This window comes from Bacteroidales bacterium, from assembly GCA_035299085.1.
In the GTDB taxonomy this organism is placed as follows: Bacteria; Bacteroidota; Bacteroidia; order Bacteroidales; family UBA10428; genus UBA5072.
The window spans coordinates 1-14,353 of the sequence record DATGXG010000059.1; the positions used below are offsets into that span (position 1 = coordinate 1).

The window sequence follows — 14,353 nt, forward strand, 5'->3', positions numbered from 1 at the left end:
GATGATGCAACTGTAAACGGAAACGAAATGCTGGCCTGCAACTAATATGAAAGAATATGTGTAAACACTATATTGGGGTTATGTAAACCTGCTGTGACGAGAGTTCAGCAGGTTTTTTGTTTATCGGGGCTTCGCCCCGAACTCATTTACTTTCTTTGTCCTGTCACAAAGAAAGTAACAAAGAAAAGACCAGACAAAACGACTCCCAGCGCGCTCTGCTGCAAGGCAGGAATTTCTAACAACCGGTCGCAAGCTCGTTTGTAAGAAATTCCAAGCCTTGCAGCATTCACAGCCACGCCGGCTCCACGTTTTGTCCCGGCCCACCCACGGTGGCTTCGATTAGTTGGTGGTTTAAAAACAAAGCTGTGAGATGGTGTTTTTGACTATCCGCTTCATTGAACATAGAGATAGCGCCTGAGGACCGCTCCGTCCGCCTCTGAAAAAACGCGTTAAAAAAATTAATTCACGTAGCGTTAAGAAAGAAAAGCTGTCTGAGCCCGATTCCTGCGGGCGAGTTCTTTTCTTTTAGCGTAGTGAATTAATTTTTAGCGATTTTTTCAGCAGCGGCGGCATTTTTTGGCTACTTTTTTTTGCTGCAGAAAAAAAGTAGCTCAGGGTTTGGGGTGAAACCCCGAAAATTACTCCGAAACCAGATCAATCTCCAGCGTTATATCATCATAGATGTATTCATCCTTTGTTTTGGAGGATTTCGACTGGTAGTTGATTCCCCATTTTGTCCTGTTAATTGTAAATGCAGGTGTGCTGGCTGTAAATTTTCCGTTTAACAGGTTAATACTGGCATCAAAACTTACTTTTTTAGTAATTCCCCTGATAGTCAGGTCACCTTCAATCCGGTGGGTATATTTCCTGTGCTCAACATCTTTATTATTTAAGCTTTCTATACCTGTGATCACAAAATGAGAAATCGGATATTTTGAGGCATCGAAAAATTGAGGAGATTTCAGATCATTTATGAGTTTATCATTACTCTGCCTCTCACTCAAATCACTATCCACAATGGATTTCATATTAATATCAAATGTCCCGCCGGTTACCTTGTTGTTGCTTACGATCAGCTGGCCATTTGACAATTTAATATATCCCCTGTGTTCACCCGTAGGTTTGCTTGCCGTCCATTTTATCCGGCTGTCCGCTGTATCTATGTGTATCGCCTGTTGTGAATAAAGCGTGCCAACTCCCGATAACAGAAGAAAGACAATAAAAGTCCTTAAAAAATGAATGTTCATTTTTCCGATTATTATGTTTAACCCTAAACCCTTCGATTTAAACAGTTTAACCGGTTGAAGGTTCAAAGGATTTAAACAAATAACAGCCGGATCAATTGTCCATTTCCTTTGTAATGTTGATTGCGGCTATCGTTCCATCGGCAATTGCCGTAGTTATCTGGCGGTACTTTTTGCTTCTGACGTCACCTACGGCATAAACATCCTTAATGCTTGTGCGCATATCTTCATCCGTTTTGAGGTAACCGTAATTGTCCAGTTCAAGCTTTCCACCGAAAAGGTCAATATTTGGCTTTAATCCCACAAATATAAAAATGCCGTCAGTCACAAGCTTTTTGGTCGCCTTATTTTTCAGATCTTCAGCCATTACGATCATTTTATCACCCTGGCGACTGAAGGACCGCGGCTCGTGACTGAACAGAACCTCCACCCTCGGATTTGCCAGCAGTTTTTCCTGTGCCTGCTTATTCGCCTGGAATTTGTCGAATTGATGGATCATAGTGACTTTCGAAGCAAACCTGGTAATGAATTCAGCTTCTTCAACGGCCGAATTGCCCCCTCCAATCACGATCACTTCCTTATCGGCGTAATATTTGGCATCGCATGTAGCGCAATAAGAAATACCCTGCCCTTTAAACTCCTTTTCACCCGGGATATTCAGATAGTTCGGAGAAGTTCCCGTTGCTATGATGATCTTCCTGGGCCGGAGAGTTTCAAATTCGTCAATAACGATTTCCTTCTTTTCAAGGTCGACATGTGTGACATCCACTGCCACTTTAAAGACGGTGCCGCATTTCTTTGTCTGCTCCGACATGTTGTGAGAAAGCAGGTAACCCGGCTGGGGATCAATGAATCCCGGGTAATTCGAAACCTGGTGGGTGAGACTCACATGACCGCCAGGTAACCCGGTGTCAATAAGTACCGTGTTTATTCTTGCCTGGCAGAGATAAAGGCCGGCTGTTAATCCGCCGGGACCGCTTCCGATAATAGCCACATCATATTCGGTTGTAAAAGGCCTGATCGAATTTTTAATTTTCTGAGCCTTTTCTGCAGGGATCATTGAATTCAGGTTGAAAATGATATCAGACCGTTTAATTGCCCCTGACAACCGGATGCCGGTTTCTTTGCCGTTTTCGAAGAAAATCAGTGTGGGTGAACTTCTTACCCCCAGTTTTTCGGCCAGCTCGCGGTTCTGCTGCCTGTAAATTTTCACAAATTTAATATCACTGCCATACACCGATGCCAGTGATTCAAATTTAGGAGCCAGCGCCTCGCAGGGCGGACATTCTGTTGAATAAAAATCGACAACTGCTTTGCCGGTTTGCATCACTTCGGCTTCGAATTGGTCTGTGGTGATTTCTTTCATTGTGTTAGGTTATTAGGCTATTAGGCTGTTAGGCTGTTAGTAAAGTAATAAGGTGGTTAAGGCCTAAGAGATTCTTCTGAAATCAAAAATCAGTGTTCGATGTTCGGTGTTTTTTAGGGTGCATCCAACCTCAAACCTCAAACTTATATAATGCGATCCCCATCTCCATCAATTCCTTCAGAGGACGGCAGTCGGGGGCATTCAGATTCCCATCACGGTTAAATGCCACACTGGCACAACCGCCGCCGCAGGCCAAACGCACGTTGCAGGTCCGGCATGCCGGTATGCTCAATACATCACGCTGTTGCCACGCTTTAACTTTTTCATTGTTAAGCATTACATCCGGGTAAAAGCTACCCAGCTCTTCCCCTGCTTTCCCGACAGTGGCAGTACATGAATATATTTTTCCTGTATAATCAAATGCCCATTCTGTTTTACAGCCGGGACACGAATCAAAGAGAGGATCCGGAAGTTCTCCATTTTCAAAGAGAAATTTCGATACAGAATAGGCCGGCTTATGAAATTCGGTTATCACGGGATATTTCTGAATCAGATCATACAGATCGCGGTAGAGTTCAATGCGTGAGTATAGCTTCGACTGCTCACTCTGGCAATGATGCAGCTCGTAATTGCGTCCAAGCTGTGTTTTAAACGAAGATGACGTTGTCCATCCTCTCTTATACGCAAATTCAGCCAGTTCAGGCAATGTACCTATGTTTTCCCTGTCGAGTACAACCCTGAGATTAACGGGTATTTCCATGCCCAGTGCTGAATCAATGCCGTCAACTATCCTTGAAAACGTTCCGGTTCCGTCTTTCAGATGACGGCGCAGGTTGTGGGTTGTTTCAGTGCCATCGAGGGTAACCTGCACTTCCCTAATTTTTGCCATTGAAATAACCGGCAGGTATTCGGTCAGATTATATCCGTTTGTTACAATGGCGAGTTCGAGTTGTGACTGGTTGCACTTTTCGATGAAGTACGTTATAAACTCTATATTGCTGTTACCTGAAAGCAGCGGCTCGCCGCCAAATAGAGTGACATACTTTTTGCGACCTGCAAAATGTTCATTCACGTAGTTAAAGAATGCGTCCGTAACGGCTATCCGCGATTCGCTTCTCCGGTTCACATAATCATCCTGGTAGCAATAGGAGCAGTTGAAATTGCACTCATAGGTAGGAGCAAAAAACAGCTGAACTTCATCGGTTTCACGGGCATCAATAAAATCAAGATACTTCCTGCGGAATAATTTATTTTCCTCTGACGGTTCAACTGCATACCCTTTATGGATGAAATCCGGGTCGTCAGGAATGCTGTTATTCAGGATCAACCCTGCTTCCTTTTCAGAGATGAAATCAGCGTTTCCGCTTATAAGGTTTATTATAAAGTACTTTTCAGAATTATAGACCCGCGAAAGAATATTATGCTTCGAGAGCTCCATGATCAATCAATCGTGGCAACCGGCAACAATTTTTGAGTTTTTGGCACAGCACTGGGCTACTTTTTTCTTGTTCTCAACAGCTTTCTTTTTTCTGATAATTGATTTCATAGTATATAGTTTTAAATGTTTATTCTAATCAATCCGGTCCGGTAAACATTTAACCGCAGCAACAACATGCTGACGCCTTTTTACCAAATATAGTGAAACTGGATACAAATACAGCACCTTTTTTATAGGGTTTGCTTTCTTCCATTACACTTATATTGCTGAAGCCTGCCTCATCGAGGGTCTTCATATATTCATCCCTTGTAACCGCCCCTGCCCAGCACTCCGATACTGCAACCGGGTCATTCCTGTATTCTTCAGGCACAGGTTCAGTTGAATATATGTCACTGACAACAAACCGGCCTCCGGGTTTGAGCATCCTGTAAATTTCTTTCCATACAGACAGCTTATCCGATGCATGGTTAATAGTACAATTGGATATAACCAGGTTGGCAATACCCCCCGGAATGGCAATATGCTCCAAATCCGATTTCAGAAAGCTTACATTGGTGATTCCAAGCTTTTCCGCGTTGGCGGTGGCCGTTTCGAGCATGCCATCGGAAATATCAACGCCGTAAACGAAGCCCTTCGATCCTACTTCATCAGCCATTCTCAGCACGTCGGTACCGCGGCCGCTTCCCAGGTCAATACATATTTCACCGGGTTGTGGTTTTGCGTAGTTTATGGCTCCCCCGCACGACAGGCAACATGACTCCTGCGCCAGAGCCGAGTAACGGATGTTTATAGATGATGTGTCCATTGATGTGATTGTGGGGGCGAATATATATAATTATTTAGATTTATCTATATGTGAGGTAAAAATTAATAGTTGGAGACTATTAGACTATTAGACTATTAGACTATTAGACTATTAGGCTATTAGACTATTAGACTATTAGGAAAAAAGGTCAACGCATGCTTCTTATTAATGCAGAAAGAACTTTTTCTGTTTCGATAATCTTTGGTTCACAGTTTTTATTCATGTCCTGTTCAATAAATCCCAGCCTGAAAGCCAGACCAAATTGATAATGTAACTCTTTAAGTGAGCCATACGCTATATCGAGAAATCTCTTGTATTCTGACTGGGTCGATCTGGCACACCCTTCAACAATATTCGATGGAACCGAAATGGCTGCTCTTCTGATTTGAGAAGTCAGGCCAAACATTTCCTGTTTGGGAAATGACTGAGTTGCTTTATAAATTAATAAAACGGTTTCGTCAGCAAGTGTAAATGCTCTAAGATTTTTGTGTTCTCTCATAACTTTGGTTTTTACGGATTATTAAATTGGGTTTTATTGCTAATAGCCTAATAGCCTAACAACCTAATAGCCTAAAACGTCATCGTAAACACCGTCTCCTCCCCGGGCTCGGAGTGGGCGGTGATGGTGGCGTTGTGGAGACGGAGTATTTGTTTCGAGAGACTTAAACCTATTCCGGAGCCGGAAGGTTTGGTGGTGAAAAATGGTATGAATATTTTATCGAGTACATCCTTGAGAATGCCGGGGCCGTTATCAATAACCTGCAGCGTAATCCTTCCCCTCTTGTTCATGAAAGCCAGGAGCTGAATCCGGCCATTTGACTGGCCATTGAGTGCATGAATCGCATTTTTTAACAGGTTGATCAGAACCTGTTCAATCAGTTTATCGTCGGCTGTAAATTCAAGGCTTTCAGGTTCAACAACGACAACGAATTCAATTTTATTCGCTTTTATCTCATCTTCCATGAGATTCACAATGCTGTCGAACAATTCCTTAACACTGCACAGCTTGAAATCAGGCTTGGGTATGCGGGTAAGATTTCTGTAAGTATTCACAAAGTGAAGCAGTCCTGTACTCCTTTTATTGATTGTCTGCAATGCCTCCTGGATCTCTCCCACACTTTCCGTATCGATTTTAAGTTCACTTTCCGAATTCTCTCCCACCATCCCTTTCAGCATCAGGTCGAGTGTTGAAGAAAGCGACGCTATAGGGGTAATCGAATTCATGATTTCATGGGTAAGCACCCTGATCAGCTTCTGCCAGGCCTCGGTTTCCTGCTCTTCAAGCACATTTTGTATATCCTTGATCGTTACAAGATACACCAGCTTATCCTTCACCTTTATTGTAGATCCATATATAGCCAGTTGCAGGAAATCGTCTTCAAATTGCACCTTAACCAGCTTGTTTTCACCGGGTTTAATTGTAAGCAGAATATGAACGAGTTCACTGCTCAGCGTTTCAAGGGCTTTGATATTCCGGATGCTCGACATCTGGAACAGCTTTTTGGCTGTTTTATTGATCAGCTCAATGTCTCCGTCAGCACTGTAAGCAATCACGCTGACATCAATGTTCTGAACAATGGTTTGCAGATAGTGAAAGCTTTCTTCCTTTTCGGCACGGACTTTCTGGAAGTCAAGCATAACCTCATTAAAAGCCTTGTTCAGTTCATTGAAACTGCCTCCCATACCTTCGATCTGAAAGGTGCTCTGGAATTCGGCAAACCGGATGGACTGAAGGAAACTGGTAAGTTCCCGGTTCGTTTTATCAAGATACCGGATAAGTGAAGTAAGCTCAAAGATAACAGTCACTGCCACAATGACAGGCGCAATCAACAACGGCTTGTCAACCAGGAAGATTGAATAGAAAAACAGGAAAAAGGTCGCACCCAGCAACACAACCCTGACCACAATGTTAAACCTGTAATTTTTAAAACCCATATTTTTCCATCCTGCGATACAGGGATGTCCGTGTAAGGCCTAATTCGCTTGCAGCCTGTGATATATTTCCCTGGTTCTGTTTCATTACTTTCTCGATTACCCTTCTTTCGATTTCATCAAGATTATAGGTATCGAATTCAAGGTCACCCGACTTTTTCCTGGGTGTAGAAAGAATGAAATCATCCGGTTCAAGGGAAGGTGTTTCAGTCATGATAACCGCTCTTTCAATGGCATGCTGAAGTTCCCTCACATTGCCGGGCCAGCCGTAATGCATCAGCTTTTTAAGGGATGCCGACGTAATACCACGAATCGGCTTCCTGTATTTCTTTGCGTATATTTTCAGAAAATGATTGGACAGCAGTTCAATGTCGTCTCCCCGTTCACGCAAGGGTGGAAGGTGAATTTCAACTGTATTGATCCGGTATAAAAGGTCCTGTCTGAACAGGTTATTGCTGACCGATTCATATAAATCACTGTTTGTGGCGCAAATGAGCCTAACGTCAACCGAAACGGGGCGGTTGGCACCAACGCGGGTAACCTCACGGCGTTCAATTACAGTTAATATTTTAGATTGAAGCGGCAGAGGTATGTTTCCGATCTCATCCATAAAAAGCGTTCCGCGTGATGCGATCTCAAAACGTCCCGGCTTTTCTTTCTTGGCATCGGTAAATGCGCCCTTTTCATGACCAAATAATTCGCTTTCAAACAATGTATCGCTCAATGAGCCCAGGTCAACGCTGATGAAAACCTCATCCCTGCGCGGTGAGTTGCGGTGCAGTGCTCTTGCCACCAATTCCTTGCCGGTACCGTTTTCACCAAGGATAAGCACATTGGCATCAGTTTGAGCTACCTTTTTAATTGTGGTGAACACTTCCTGCATACGGGCTGAACTTCCGATAAAATCGGTAAAAGGCTGGTCCATTACAGCACTCATCTCTTTTTGTTTCGCCCTCAGGTCATCCGCTTCGAGCCTGGATCTTCTCAGTTTTACCGATGCCGAAATGGTAGCCAGCAGTTTCTCGTTCTGCCAGGGTTTCAGGACAAAATCAGTTGCCCCTGATTTAATTGCCTTAACAGCCTTTTCAGCATCACCGTAAGCAGTAATGAAAACTACAACGGCCTGCGGATCAATCTGGAGTATCCGGCCCAGCCAGTCAAAGCCTTCCTGTCCGCTGATGGCATCTTTATTGAAATTCATGTCAAGCAGGATCATGTCAAAATTCTCTTTCGACATGACCTCAGGTATTTTTTCAGGATTATTGAGAGTGGTGAGTTTTTCTACATGCGGCTTCAGCAGAAGCTTCAACGCAAAAAGAATATCCTCATTGTCATCAATTGCCAGTATATTTCCTGTCTTTTCACTCATTTTCATTCAATTAATCTGTATTGTAACAAAATTAAATAATTAGTTTGAATTAAAAGCTTTTGAAGGGTCAGGTTATATCAATAAAGTGTCCGAAAACGAACGACCGGTGTTTCACTTTTATACAGATTATTTTAAAATCAACTTAGACTAATTTCGATATTACTTTGATTTAAATGTACTTAGGATTATTGGCATAATATATGTAATTTGTTAAAAAAAATTAAAATTAATTTTCTCTCATTGTACTCCGGCTATGGATGGAATGGATCGTAAAATTGAAAAGAAAAGATTCGGTAAAAAGCAGATCTGGATTGGTGTTGGCGTCATAGTGATTATCCTGATTTTTGTGCAGATGGTTTTTGGAGATAAAAGTGCCCGGCTGAATGTCGAAGAAGACAAAATAACTTTGGGCACTGTTGATACAGGGAAATACCAGGATTATATTTCAGTGAATGGCACCGTAGAGCCGATCCGAACTGTTTACCTTGATGCTGTTGAATCAGGACGCGTCGAGGAAATCCTTATTGAAGAAGGAACCCGGGTTAAAAAAGGTGATATTATCCTTAAATTGAGTAATTCAAACCTGTTGCTGGATATCTCGGGTAATGAGGCTGATGTATCAAGAGCAGTAAACGATCTGAAAACTGCCAGGCTGAACCTTGAAAACCAGAATCTTCAAACGCGTTCAAACATCCTCGAGCTAGAATTCAGGTTAAAGAAACTTGAACGCCAGTATAACAATAACATCAAGCTGAATTCGCAAAACCTTATTTCAAAAGAGGATTTTGAATATTCAAAGGAACAGTATGAAGAGACAAAACTGCAGCTCGAATTGCAGCAACAGAAGTACCTGAGAGATTCAACTTATGCCCGGACAAGGATTTCTGTAGACCAGGAATCGATTGAAAGGATGCAAAGCAACCTTAATCTTACCCGCCGCAGGCTTGATGAGCTCAGTATAAAAGCACCCGTTGATGGTGAGCTTGCAACGCTTAATCCCGAGATCGGCGAAGTAATAAACTATGGCACCCGTGTGGGCACGATCAATATCCTGGACTCCTATAAAATGAGGGTATTGATTGATGAGCATTATATCACCCGCATAAACAGGGGGCTAACAGCCGACTTTGATTTCGCCGGAAGGAAAAACACTCTTGTCATTTCAAAAGTATATCCCGAGGTACAAAACGGAACTTTCGCTGTGGATATGGTTTTCACGAGCCCGATTCCCGACCAGATAAGAATCGGACAAACAGCCAGGATTCACCTGGAACTTGGCGAATCGGAAGATGCTCTTCTTTTGCCTAAAGGCGGATTCTACCAGAATACCGGCGGACAATGGATCTTCCTGGTTGACAAATCGGGCCAGTTTGCAGTGAAACATAATATCAGGCTCGGAAGGCAGAATCCCCGCTATTTCGAGGTGCTTGACGGCCTGAAACCCGGCGACCAGGTAATCATATCGGATTATGAAAGCTTCGGCGACGCCGATAAACTGATACTTAAAAAAAGCAGGAATTAGTACTAATCTTATATAATTATTCCCCTATGATTAAAACAACCGATCTGGTCAAGGTTTTCCGAACAGATGAAGTGGAAACCACTGCTTTGAACAAGGTGAACATCACCGTTGAAAAAGGTGAATTTGTAGCCATTATGGGGCCTTCGGGCTGCGGTAAATCAACCCTGCTGAACATTCTGGGTCTGCTCGACACTCCAAGCGGCGGTCAGTACTTTTTCAATGGTGAAGAAGTAGCCCGCTACAAGGAGAAACAGCGCACCAATCTCAGAAAGGGCAACATCGGTTTTGTATTCCAGAGCTTCAATCTTATTGATGAACTCACGGTTTATGAAAATGTTGAACTACCGCTGTTGTACCTGAAGGTTTCGCCGTCCGACAGGAAAAAGAAGGTGAATGAAGTACTCGAAAGAATGAAAATCACTCACAGAAGAAAGCATTTTCCCCAGCAGCTATCGGGCGGTCAGCAGCAGAGAGTTGCCATAGCCCGTGCAGTAGTTACAAGGCCGCACCTGATCCTGGCCGATGAGCCCACCGGAAATCTTGACTCGGCAAACGGTGAAGAAGTAATGAGCCTCCTTACAGAACTCAATAACGAAGGCACTACCATTGTAATGGTAACGCACTCCCCTTCGGATGCTGATAAGGCACACCGCATTGTTCAGCTGTTCGACGGTCATATTGTAACCGAGAATATACGGCACATTTTATAATCATGTATCATGAAAGAGATCTGCATTCCTATACCGTATCTGAAAGAGCAGGAAATTGCCGATGTTGAGGTAACTCTTGCCGGACAGAAATTAAAGTACAGTTTCAGGGTTGAATCCTTTCCGTGGGAATTGGGAAGCGAATTTGCCTCCCTTGTGGATCCGCTGGAAAGATCGCTCGCCAGGATTTATAAGCTGAAAGGTGCAATTGAAAGTTATGATAAGGAATGGGAATTAATTCAGATCTTCAACCCGGACGGGCATGCCGATCATATTCATGTCCTTTACCGGAAAAAGCTATAGGCATAAACTCTAAATAATTTCTTCTATGAAAAAAGCCATTTTATTCCTGTGTTCACTCCTGATTTTGGGTTTAACACCAATGAAAGCCCAAAAAGTCTGGTCATTGCAGGAATGCATCAGTTATGCACTTGAGAATAACCTCCAGGTGAAACGCCAGGAATTAAACGTTCAATACAATAAAAACAACTATAATCAGAGTAAATTCAGAACACTGCCAAATCTTAACGCTCAGTATAATGAAAATTATTCATCAGGTCAGACATTCAACCAATATGCAGAACCCCCTAGGTTTGAGAATAAGAGTAGTTGGTCCGGAGATTTGGGGGCAAGGAGTAGCGTAACCTTATTCGGTGGTTTCCAGATTATCAATAGTATACTAAAATCAAAATATGATTTTCTGAAAAGCCAGTCTGATTTAGAGAAATCAAAGAACGACATTCAGCTTCAGCTCGCGCTTGCTTATCTCCAGGTTTTGTTTTCTAAAGAAATTGTCAACGTTTCAAAAAACAAACTCGATGTGACATCACTTCAGGCGCAAAGAACGCAGAAACTGCTGGATGTGGGAAATGTGGCACAGGGGGAATATCTGCAGATCAAAGCGCAGGAAGCTAATGACAAAACAGCACTGATAAACGCGCAGAACGATCTTACCATTGCGCTGCTTGATCTTACGCAGCTTCTTGACCTGGATTCCGCCGCTGGTTTTGATGTAGTCGTACCACCCAACATCCAGGTAGGCCTCCTTCCTGAACTGGAATCAATTCAAGGCATTTTTGATCTCGCGGTTAAAGGTATGCCACAAATTAAAAGCGCAGAATACGCGGTAAAAAGTTCTGAAAAAGAACTGGCTATGGCCTGGGGTCAGGCCAGTCCGTCAATCGAACTTAGCGGGGGACTTAGTACATTCTATTCAAGTGAAAATCCAAATCCTTTTCCTACAGGCGATTATAAAGTGAAAGATCAGTTTAAGGACGATTTAAACAAACAGATAGGTCTGGGATTGACAATTCCGATTTTCAACCGGTTACAGGTAAAAACATCCATAAGTAATGCAAAGTTACAGGTGAGTGATTTTGAACTTCAGCTGGAACAGGCAAAGAATGTATTATACAAAGAAGTTCAGCAGGCACACGCCGACGCAAATGCTGCCCGTGAAAAATACAACTCAAGCGTTGAAGCAGTCAATTATAATGAAGAAGCTTTCAAGTACACCAGCCAGAAAATGGAAGTGGGCCTTGTGAATTCAGTTGATTACAATATTGCACAGAATAACCTCATCAGCGCCCAGAGCAGCATGTTGCAGGCCAAGTATGAGTATATTTTCAAATTGAAGATCCTCGATTTATATATGGGTAAGCAAATTACCCTTTAGTCGTAAGATTGGGTTAGGTTGTTTGAAAACCCGGCTGAAAGGCCGGGTTTTTTAATTAAATTCGGTTTTAAAATTACTCCACTATGAGCTTGACACTCGGCCTTACCCTTGTCATAGCAGGTATACTGCTTATCATCGCTCTTACTTCGTGGCTTAAGATCAATTCATTCCTTTCGCTGTTTCTTGTTTCACTTTTATTGGCGATTGTAGTTCTGCCCTTTGCTGATATTGTTCCGGCTCTCAAAAAAGGATTTGGCGATACAATGGGATCGATCGGACTTATCATCATTTTCGGGGCAGTGATTGGTGTTACACTCGACAAAACCGGCGCCACACTGAGTATTGCAGAATTCATCCTCAGGTTAACCGGAAAGAACAATGCATCTCGTGCTATTGCAATAACCGGTTTCATAACCGGCTTGCCGATATTCTGCGATTCCGGCTTCATTGTGCTGAGTGGAATTAACAATTCACTGACCGCAAAAAGCAATACAAACAAAGTTTTCATGGCAACCGCCCTTGCCTGTGCCTTGTACTCGGTTCACTGCCTGATTCCGCCCCACCCCGGTGCTACAGCCGCTGCCGGAATTATCGGGGCCAACATCGGGAATCTTGTGCTCGTTGGAATGTTAGTTGCTCTCCCGGCTGCTGCAGCCGGATATCTTTGGGCCCGTTGGATGACACGTAAATCAAAACCTGCTGAAAGTGTTTCCGGCAATGAAAATGTAAATGATATCCGGACATTGCCCTCACCGGGAAAATCCATTCTCCCCGTTTTAATCCCGCTTGTCCTGATTACCGGACGATCCCTTTCGGATATCATTTTTGGAAGTAATGCACCGGCAATTGCGAAATTCATTACATTCCTTGGCGATCCCGTGATTGCCCTATTTATAGGAATGGTCCTTGCATTTATGCTGCTGACCGATTTCAGCAGGAAAATAGCTAACGACATGCTGTCGGCAGCCATTGAAAAGGCCGGGCCGATTATCATCATCACAGCGGCCGGAGGGATTTTTGGCGCAATCATCAAAGCAACGGGCACAGGAGAACAGGCAGGCGCCTTTTTATCTCAAACCCGCCTGGGACTGCTGATTCCCTTCCTGCTTGCTTTTATACTCAAAACTGCCCAGGGATCATCCACCGTTGCCATCATAACAACCGCTTCGATAATCGGGCCTATGCTGCAAAGCCTCGGGTTTGAAGCTGAAAGCGGAAAACTGCTGGTAATGCTCGCCATGGGAGCCGGATCGATGATGGTTTCACATGCCAATGACTCCTATTTCTGGGTCATTACTAATTTTTCGGGAATACAGGCAAATGATACACTGAAAGTCTACAGTACTTCAACAATCATCATGGGCGTCACATCGTTCCTGGTTGTGCTGATCCTGTCGGTTATTATTTAGAAGCGCTTTCCATAAGTGCAGTCCACAAAGCATCCCCTTCGGGCGGTTCTGCTGTGATTATGGTTTCGATTCCCGTCACCGGGTGCATGAACCTGATTTGTCTTGAGTGCAGGCTGATTCCGCCGTCGGGATTGGAACGGGGAAAACCGTATTTCAGATCGCCTTTGATCGGACATCCGATAGTCGAAAGTTGGGAGCGGATCTGGTGATGGCGGCCGGTTTCAAGATTGATCTCAAGCAGGAAGTAGTTTTGTGAACGCCCTGCCAGCCTGTATCCCAGGATGGCCTGTTTCGATCCGGGTTTCGCCGTTTCATGGCAATAGCTTTTGTTCTGTTTGGCATTTCTTACCATGTAATGAACGAGCCTGTCGGACTCATTCGGAGGGGCGTTTTTTACAATAGCCCAGTAAGTTTTGCTGATTTCACCTTCGCGAAACATGGTGGTGAGCCTTGAAAGTGCCTTGCTGGTGCGGGCAAACAACACCACACCGGTAACGGGACGGTCTAGCCTGTGTACAACGCCCAGGAAGACAGCCCCCGGTTTTTTGTATTTTTCTTTAAGGTAATTCTTTATCTTGTCGTCAAGCGCTTCGTCACCTGTAATGTCTTTCTGCACCAGGTCGTGCTGGGTTTTATTAACAGCAATGATGTGGTTGTCTTCGTAAAGGATGGTAAGGTTATCGGGCATGTAAAACTTCTTAAATCTTAAATCGGTGTTCAGTGTTCGGTGTTTTTAGGCTATTAGGCTATTAGGCAGACGTATGGGACCGCAGGCATCCAGCATCCAGCATCATCTTTCTTCAATCGCTCAGACGAAGTCGGAGACTTCGCCTAGCATTCTTTCATCCAGCATCCAGTATCCAGCATACAGCATCCAGCATCCAGA

The 14,353-nt window shown here is 43.7% G+C and carries 13 protein-coding genes; 5 read left to right on the plus strand and 8 right to left on the minus strand.

Going from position 1 to position 14,353, the window contains the following annotated elements; all coding sequences use genetic code 11:
• Positions 1-638 precede the first annotated feature (638 nt).
• The 7 genes from VK179_19900 to VK179_19930 all read right to left on the minus strand — a co-directional run bounded on the left by VK179_19900 (position 639) and on the right by VK179_19930 (position 8,154).
• Entirely contained in the window at positions 639-1,247 is a 609-nt protein-coding gene (locus tag VK179_19900; GenBank protein HLO61023.1) for a YceI family protein, read from the minus strand.
• Between the two features lie 91 nt (positions 1,248-1,338).
• Positions 1,339-2,610 carry an FAD-dependent oxidoreductase gene (locus tag VK179_19905; protein ID HLO61024.1) on the minus strand — a complete coding sequence of 424 codons (1,272 nt, stop codon included), beginning with the start codon at positions 2,608-2,610 and terminating at the stop codon, positions 1,339-1,341.
• 130 nt (positions 2,611-2,740) lie between these two features.
• Complete coding sequence (locus tag VK179_19910) at positions 2,741-4,048, minus strand: radical SAM protein (GenBank protein HLO61025.1); 1,308 nt, start codon at positions 4,046-4,048, stop codon at positions 2,741-2,743.
• A 157-nt stretch (positions 4,049-4,205) separates the two neighbouring features.
• Positions 4,206-4,853, minus strand: coding sequence for a methyltransferase domain-containing protein (locus tag VK179_19915; protein HLO61026.1), 648 nt, complete (start codon positions 4,851-4,853; stop codon positions 4,206-4,208).
• Positions 4,854-5,001: 148 nt separating this feature from the next.
• Positions 5,002-5,352, minus strand: coding sequence for a four helix bundle protein (locus VK179_19920; protein ID HLO61027.1), 351 nt, complete (start codon positions 5,350-5,352; stop codon positions 5,002-5,004).
• Between the two features lie 71 nt (positions 5,353-5,423).
• Positions 5,424-6,788 carry an ATP-binding protein gene (locus VK179_19925; GenBank protein HLO61028.1) on the minus strand — a complete coding sequence of 455 codons (1,365 nt, stop codon included), beginning with the start codon at positions 6,786-6,788 and terminating at the stop codon, positions 5,424-5,426.
• Positions 6,778-8,154, minus strand: coding sequence for a sigma-54 dependent transcriptional regulator (locus VK179_19930; GenBank protein ID HLO61029.1), 1,377 nt, complete (start codon positions 8,152-8,154; stop codon positions 6,778-6,780). The genes VK179_19925 and VK179_19930 overlap by 11 nt, the downstream gene beginning before the upstream one ends.
• Positions 8,155-8,416: 262 nt before the next feature.
• Here VK179_19930 and VK179_19935 point away from each other — a divergent pair, with 262 nt between their 5' ends.
• The 5 genes from VK179_19935 to VK179_19955 all read left to right on the plus strand — a co-directional run bounded on the left by VK179_19935 (position 8,417) and on the right by VK179_19955 (position 13,467).
• Entirely contained in the window at positions 8,417-9,676 is a 1,260-nt protein-coding gene (locus VK179_19935; protein ID HLO61030.1) for an efflux RND transporter periplasmic adaptor subunit, read from the plus strand.
• 26 nt (positions 9,677-9,702) lie between these two features.
• Positions 9,703-10,386: an ABC transporter ATP-binding protein gene (locus VK179_19940; GenBank protein ID HLO61031.1), complete on the plus strand. Its 684-nt coding sequence runs from the start codon at positions 9,703-9,705 to the stop codon at positions 10,384-10,386.
• Positions 10,387-10,395: 9 nt separating this feature from the next.
• Entirely contained in the window at positions 10,396-10,686 is a 291-nt protein-coding gene (locus tag VK179_19945; protein HLO61032.1) for a hypothetical protein, read from the plus strand.
• A 25-nt stretch (positions 10,687-10,711) separates the two neighbouring features.
• Positions 10,712-12,058: a TolC family protein gene (locus VK179_19950; protein ID HLO61033.1), complete on the plus strand. Its 1,347-nt coding sequence runs from the start codon at positions 10,712-10,714 to the stop codon at positions 12,056-12,058.
• Between the two features lie 83 nt (positions 12,059-12,141).
• Positions 12,142-13,467, plus strand: a complete 1,326-nt coding sequence (locus VK179_19955) for a GntP family permease (GenBank protein ID HLO61034.1) — start codon at positions 12,142-12,144, stop codon at positions 13,465-13,467.
• On the opposite strand, the gene VK179_19960 is transcribed toward VK179_19955, so the two are convergent.
• Positions 13,460-14,155 carry an RluA family pseudouridine synthase gene (locus VK179_19960; GenBank protein ID HLO61035.1) on the minus strand — a complete coding sequence of 232 codons (696 nt, stop codon included), beginning with the start codon at positions 14,153-14,155 and terminating at the stop codon, positions 13,460-13,462. The two genes, VK179_19955 and VK179_19960, sit on opposite strands and share 8 nt — an antisense overlap.
• Positions 14,156-14,353 lie beyond the last annotated feature (198 nt).

Excerpts from the sequence above, each read along its gene's own strand:
- VK179_19900 (HLO61023.1), bottom strand. The coding sequence starts at position 1,247 with ATGAACATTCATTTTTTAAGGACTTTTATTGTCTTTCTTCTGTTATCG.
- VK179_19905 (HLO61024.1), bottom strand. The coding sequence starts at position 2,610 with ATGAAAGAAATCACCACAGACCAATTCGAAGCCGAAGTGATGCAAACC.
- VK179_19910 (HLO61025.1), bottom strand. The coding sequence starts at position 4,048 with ATGGAGCTCTCGAAGCATAATATTCTTTCGCGGGTCTATAATTCTGAA.
- VK179_19915 (HLO61026.1), bottom strand. The coding sequence starts at position 4,853 with ATGGACACATCATCTATAAACATCCGTTACTCGGCTCTGGCGCAGGAG.
- VK179_19920 (HLO61027.1), bottom strand. The coding sequence starts at position 5,352 with ATGAGAGAACACAAAAATCTTAGAGCATTTACACTTGCTGACGAAACC.
- VK179_19925 (HLO61028.1), bottom strand. The coding sequence starts at position 6,788 with ATGGGTTTTAAAAATTACAGGTTTAACATTGTGGTCAGGGTTGTGTTG.
- VK179_19930 (HLO61029.1), bottom strand. The coding sequence starts at position 8,154 with ATGAGTGAAAAGACAGGAAATATACTGGCAATTGATGACAATGAGGAT.
- VK179_19935 (HLO61030.1), top strand. The coding sequence starts at position 8,417 with ATGGATCGTAAAATTGAAAAGAAAAGATTCGGTAAAAAGCAGATCTGG.
- VK179_19940 (HLO61031.1), top strand. The coding sequence starts at position 9,703 with ATGATTAAAACAACCGATCTGGTCAAGGTTTTCCGAACAGATGAAGTG.
- VK179_19945 (HLO61032.1), top strand. The coding sequence starts at position 10,396 with ATGAAAGAGATCTGCATTCCTATACCGTATCTGAAAGAGCAGGAAATT.
- VK179_19950 (HLO61033.1), top strand. The coding sequence starts at position 10,712 with ATGAAAAAAGCCATTTTATTCCTGTGTTCACTCCTGATTTTGGGTTTA.
- VK179_19955 (HLO61034.1), top strand. The coding sequence starts at position 12,142 with ATGAGCTTGACACTCGGCCTTACCCTTGTCATAGCAGGTATACTGCTT.
- VK179_19960 (HLO61035.1), bottom strand. The coding sequence starts at position 14,155 with ATGCCCGATAACCTTACCATCCTTTACGAAGACAACCACATCATTGCT.